3 protein-coding genes and 2 pseudogenes are annotated in these 3,664 nt (G+C 67.3%); 3 read left to right on the top strand and 2 right to left on the bottom strand.

Annotation, left to right across the window (positions count from 1 at the left end):
- Together mdlC and BM177_RS19145 are read right to left on the bottom strand one after the other, a co-directional pair.
- A partial coding sequence (gene mdlC / locus BM177_RS19150) for a benzoylformate decarboxylase (protein ID WP_091686870.1) occupies positions 1–1,450 on the bottom strand: 1,450 nt, incomplete at its 3' end.
- A 45-nt stretch (positions 1,451–1,495) separates the two neighbouring features.
- Positions 1,496–2,569 carry an alpha/beta hydrolase gene (locus BM177_RS19145; RefSeq protein ID WP_175492716.1) on the bottom strand — a complete coding sequence of 358 codons (1,074 nt, stop codon included), beginning with the start codon at positions 2,567–2,569 and terminating at the stop codon, positions 1,496–1,498.
- 97 nt (positions 2,570–2,666) lie between these two features.
- On the opposite strand from BM177_RS19145, the pseudogene BM177_RS21245 reads away from it, so the two are divergent.
- The 3 genes and pseudogenes from BM177_RS21245 to BM177_RS20295 all read left to right on the top strand — a co-directional run.
- Positions 2,667–3,134 (top strand): annotated as a pseudogene (locus BM177_RS21245) (MFS transporter); the annotation flags it as partial.
- A complete protein-coding gene (locus BM177_RS20300; RefSeq protein WP_091686867.1) occupies positions 3,103–3,333 on the top strand; it encodes a hypothetical protein in 231 nt (76 codons plus the stop codon). The pseudogene BM177_RS21245 and the gene BM177_RS20300, both read left to right, overlap by 32 nt.
- Positions 3,334–3,351: 18 nt before the next feature.
- A pseudogene (locus tag BM177_RS20295) lies at positions 3,352–3,664 on the top strand (MFS transporter); the annotation flags it as partial.

The following is a 3,664-nucleotide window of genomic DNA, read 5'->3' as shown; positions in this document are numbered from 1 at the left end:
CGAAGTCGATGCCCGGCACGTCGAGGCCGGGCACGCGCTCCGCCTTCAGCACGCCGGCGAACCACCGCAGGGCGCCATAAGTGCCGTTGCGCATGATGACGAAGACCACCGGCACGTTGTGCTGCGCCGCCGTCCACAGGGCGGTGACGCTGTAATTGGCCGAGCCGTCGCCGATGACAGCTATGACCTGCCGGTCCGGCTCGGCGAGCTGGACGCCCACCGCCGCCGGCATGGCGAAGCCGAGGCCGCCCGCCGCCCCGAAATAATAGCTCCCCGGCTTTTCCCAGCGCATCCGCTCCCACATCGCCTCGATGGTGGAGGTGGATTCATTCACATAAATGGCGTCCGGCGGGGCGAGTTCGTCCATAAGATCGAGCACGCGCTCCGCGGTCAGGGGCGTTGCGCCCGGCGCGCTCCGTGGCGGCCTCTCCCGTGGCTTCGGCGCCGCCCGCGCCGCCTCGCCCACCGCATCGGCGAGCGCCGCGAGGATCAGGCCTACGTCGCCGGCGACCGCGTCGCCCATGGGGGCGCGCGCGGCCTCGTCCGGGTCGCAGGTGATCTGGATCAGCTCGGCCCCGGGCGGCAAAAGGGGGCCGGGCTCGTATTGGTGATAGCGGAACACCGGCGCGCCGGCGACCAGCACCAGGTCGTGCCCCTCCAGCAGCCGGGAGAGGGAGGCCATTCCGGCGGGCAGGAGCCCGCGGAAGTTCGGATGGGTAGTGGGGAAGGAGCAGCGCGGCGCCGAGGGGGCGATCCACACCGGCGCCTTCAGCTTTTCGGCGAGGCGCACCGCATGTTCGTTCGCCCGCGCCGCATCCACGTCCGGGCCGAGGACGACGACCGGATCGACGCTGCGGTCGAGGCGCGCGGCGAGCGCCGCCGTTGCGTCGGCGCCAAGGGCGCCTGCCGCGATAACCGTGCGCTGGAGCAGCCGCAGCGATTCCGGCTCGGCGGACTTGGTCCAGTCGTCATAGGGGATGGAGAGATAGACCGGGCCGGGCGCGGGCAGGCTGGACAGGTGCAAGGCGCGGCTGAAGGCGAGCGGCGCGTCCTCGGCGCGCGCGGGCTCGTAGGACCATTTCACCAGCGGCTTTGGCAAGGTGGTCGCGTCGATGTTGGTCAGCAGCGGCTCGACGCCGATCATGGCGCGCGTCTGCTGGCCGGCCGTCACCACCAGCCGCGAATGCGAGTTCCAGGCGTTGGCCAAGCCGCCCATTGCGTTGCCGGTGCCGGCGGCGGAATGGAGATTGACCAGCGCCGTGCGGCCCGTGGCCTGGGCGTAGCCGTCGGCAATGCCGATGGCCACGCCCTCGTGCAGGGCGAGGATGTAGCGGAAATCGGACGGAAAATCCTGGAGGAATGGCAACTCGTTGGAGCCGGGATTGCCGAAGATGGTGGTGATGCCATTTCGGCGGAGCAATTCGTAGGTCAGGTCGCGGATGGTCGGCATGATGTGCTTCCCGGAAGGCCCCGGCGATCGCCGATGCGCCCTATGCTAAAGGGGCGATGACGGCGGCGCCATAGGCGCGGCCTTGCAAATACGTTCCGCGGAGGTCCCGACGTTGGCGATCAGCCATTCCTCGACGCAGGCCGCGATATCGAGACTGTTCTTTTCCAGCATCATCATGTGGCCGTTGCCGTGGATGCCCCGGTCCGCCAAGCGGATGAATTCGGCTTCGACGCCCGCCTGATGAAGATAGGCCACCATGCAGTGGTCATACTCCGCATGGTAGGACGCCTCCGACGTGACCACTGCGGTCGGAACGCCGGCGAGATGGACCAGCCGTCGCGCCGCGCCCTTCTGGAGCCAGCATCCGCCTTGCTGTTCAAACTCCAGCGGCGCTTCGGCGGTAACTGGCGGCTCATAGGTCAAGGGCAGGCTGGTCAAACCAAACTCGCGATCGAAGCCGCTGCGAAACAGCGAATCCTTGTAGGGCGGACCGGCCGGCTCCAGCGCGACAATGCCCTTGACCAGGCCGGGGCGCGCATCGGCGATCAGCCAACCGAACAATCCCGCCTGCGAATGCGTGATCAGCACCGCCGGGCCGATGCGATCCAGCAGCGCGGCGCCCGCCGCCTGCATGAGAATCTCGCTTTCCGGATTGGTCAGCGATGCGACCTGACTCGCATAGAACTGGTCGAACACCGGATCGCCTGCGCGCCCCTTGCCGGCGCCGCCGGGCCATTGGGTGTGCAATTCAGCCTGCGGCCAGCCGGGATTGTGCTCGGGGGCGGTGAACAGGTTCTCAGTCTGGCTGACCGAGATCGACTTTAACCCGCCATCCAGATCCGGCCGCCAGGCCGAGCGCCCGCGCGCAGGCTGATCCACCACGCAAACCTTCCAGCCGCGTTCCGCAAACCACGGCGCCCAGCCCTCACGCCCGTCCGGCGTCGTGATCCAGCCGACACCCGTCTGCGCCGCGCCATGGATGAACACCAGCGGCCAAGGGTGACGGAGTTCGTCCGGGGTGAGCATCTCCACATGCATCTGTCCATGCATGACCTGCGCGTCAGCGGGCCCCGCATAGGCGCCGCCGACGAAGAAGCGCTCCCATCGCATGCTTGCCACGATTCAGGCTCCTCGACCTTCTAGGGACGACCGAAAAGATAGGCCCCGCGCCCTCGGCTCACATCCTCAGAAGTGAGGATGACCGGTCGCCGGTCTGATGGGAAGTCTGACGCCGGATCTTCGGCGACCTGCCGCCGCTTTGGGAAGGACCATCGTCATGTCAACGATCGAACCTGAGACCTGGCCCGGAACGCTGGCCGGCGCCGCCGCGCCATCCGTCCCCGCGCCGCGATGGAAGCAGGCCCTGTGGGCGGCTTACCTGGGCTGGACGCTGGATGCGTTCGACTTTTTCATCATGGTGTTTGTGCTGCTCGACGTGGCCGCCACATTCGGCGCGCCGATCAACGACGTCGCTTTCGCCATCACCCTCACTCTCGCCTGCCGCCCGGTGGGCGCGCTGGTGTTCGGCCGGCTGGCGGACCGCTTCGGACGACGTCCGATCCTGATGCTCAATGTTCTGTGCTACGCCGCTCTGGAGTTCGGCTCTGGCTTGGCGCCGACCTTGACGGCGTTCCTGATCATGCGCGCGCTCTATGGCGTCGCGATGGGCGGCGAATGGGGTGTCGCCGCCTCACTGGCAATGGAGAGCGTTCCCGCCAAACAGCGCGGCGTCGCATCCGGCTTCCCTGCAGGCCGGCTATCCGAGCGGTTATCTGCTCGCCTCGCTCCTCTATCTCGCCGTTCCCTGGCTCGGCTGGCGCGGGATGTCCATGGTGGGAATCATACCGGCTCTCCTGGCGTTCTTCATCCGGCGAAATGTGTAGGAGAGCCCCGAATGGCGGATGCGGTCGGCCGCGCAGCGCAAGATCGGGCTGTGGCCGGTGCTGCGACGCAACGCCAGCCTTGCCGTCTTCGCTGTCCTTCTCATGACGGCGCTCAATTTCCTCGCGCATGCGGTGCAGGACCTCTATCCGAGCGAGTTCCTCGGCGCGCAACATCGGGTCGGCGCGGACATAATTTCCCTGATCATGATCTTCGCCAATATTGGCGGACTGGTTGGCGGCATAGGTTTTGGCGCGCTTTCCCAGCACGTGGGCCGAAGCCGAACCGTCATGCTCGCCACCGCTCTGGCTGTGTTCGTACTGCCCTTCTGGG

Source organism: Methylocapsa palsarum (assembly GCF_900114285.1).
Classification (GTDB): Bacteria; Pseudomonadota; Alphaproteobacteria; order Rhizobiales; family Beijerinckiaceae; genus Methylocapsa; species Methylocapsa palsarum.
This window is presented reverse-complemented; position numbering and strand designations above follow the sequence as displayed.